This window comes from Streptococcus pseudopneumoniae, from assembly GCF_001074975.1.
Classification (GTDB): domain Bacteria; phylum Bacillota; class Bacilli; order Lactobacillales; family Streptococcaceae; genus Streptococcus; species Streptococcus pseudopneumoniae_D.
In genome coordinates this window covers 1-1,808 of the sequence record NZ_JUUO01000078.1, presented here as the reverse complement: position 1 = coordinate 1,808, position 1,808 = coordinate 1, and the positions used below count along the sequence as shown (strand labels likewise).

Sequence of the window (1,808 nt, the reverse complement as noted above, 5' to 3'; positions counted from 1 at the left end):
TTTCTGCTTGGCTTCTTGAGAAGTTTTCAACAGCTTTTTCAGCAGTTGCTTTACGTTCTTGTGTATTTTTCAAAGCAAGATTTGCCAATTGCAAATGCTTTTCAGCTACTTCTGTTTGAAGTGGTATTGCTGTTTTGCTTGCCAATTCTTTCTCAGCTTCTGTTTTAGCTTCAAGTGCAGAAGCATATTTGCGTGAAGCTGATGTCAATTCAGCTTTAGCATTTGCAAGAGCAGTTTGAATTTTAGCAAGTTCATCTTTTACTTTTTTTAGATTTTTATTTAAAGATTCTTCAATTCTATAAATTTTGTCAATAAAAGGTCGAGAGACATTATTTACATATTGAATTGTTTCAAAATACATAAGCTGTTGAGTGATATATCGTACTTTTTTATCATCATCAATAGCTTTGTTGATAGCATTATTAATGATTGCTTTATATTTATCCGTACTAATACCATCAGCCAATGTAACTGTTCCATTAGTATCTTTTTTTAAATATTCATATTTGGTATATGGACTTGATGATTGATTGGGTGAAATAACAGGTAAAGTTTTTAAGTGAGGATGACTTATCACCATAGTTGCTGAATTTGAGCCATTGTCAAATACAAATTTAGCTAAAGGTACATTATGTAACTCTTCATACTTTTTAATTTCAGCGTCCATAGCGTTTAGTTTATTCTGTTTTTCGGGATCTACTTTTTTCGTTCTAATATACTCATTTTGAGAATCAATGAAAAAATTATCATATTCTTGCAGAAGATATGCATAGTTTAAATCATTATACAAATATTCTTTTGCTTTTTTTATACTATTACGCATATCTTCTAAACTACTATGTACAGTTTCAAACATGTTTTTCGCATTTTGACTATAAATTATTTTATCTTTTAATGTATTATAGAATGAGTGAGTGAAAAATGCTCCTCCTTTATTATTTTGATAAATTCCCATTAAAACATTTGGACTATTAAATAAATTTTTATAATGACCAAAACTAGAGTGTGCATCAAGAAATGCAAATGATAACATGCTATCTGTAAAGTTATTGCTCAGGTCATTAAACGAATAACTTGACTTTGATAACGATGTAAATTTACGAGTATTCTCTGCAAAAGCTCCTGTTTGTTGAAGCTCTTCGTTTGTCCCTAATATATGGGCTGGTATCTCAGAAATTGCTTTATTTTTATTTTCATCGCTATTAACATAACGATTCCAAATATCCATAGCTTTAAAACCTGATTCAATATTTGCTTCTGTAATTTGATTAATAGGTTTGACACCTAATAATTTTCTAAAAGCATTCAACTTTGATGAAAATACGATATTTAATGCCTTATAATCTTCCTTAGATAAGATTAATTTTCCATCAGTTATAGTATAGTTTCTACTAAAAATCTCATCACCAACTAGTTTTCTAACTAAATTTTGTGATTTTTCATCTTTGTATAACTGATACATTTGATTAAGCAAATTTAAACTAGCGTATGTTTGTGCTTCTTGATATTTATTATTTTGAACTAGTTCTGCAAACTTTTTCATATGCATGGAAAGTGTAGAAGTCTGTTCTTTAAAGTAAAGTTTTCCTGTTTCATCATTTATTTCTGATAATAGAGCCATTGCATATTTTTCTTCTAAAGATAATTTACTATCATCAGTATCAACAGAATTTTCAGCTAAGTCAACTTCATGTTTAAGGGAATCCGCTTTTTCTTGGATGGATTCAACTTTATTTTGGTCTGCATCCATCATTTCTTTAGCTAATTTCAATGCATCATTTTTGACATTCACATTGTTTTCAGCTTGT

The 1,808-nt window shown here is 29.0% G+C and carries 1 pseudogene; it reads right to left on the bottom strand.

What is annotated here, in order from left to right:
* Nucleotides 1-1,808, bottom strand: a pseudogene (locus tag ADI86_RS11875) (hypothetical protein); the annotation flags it as partial.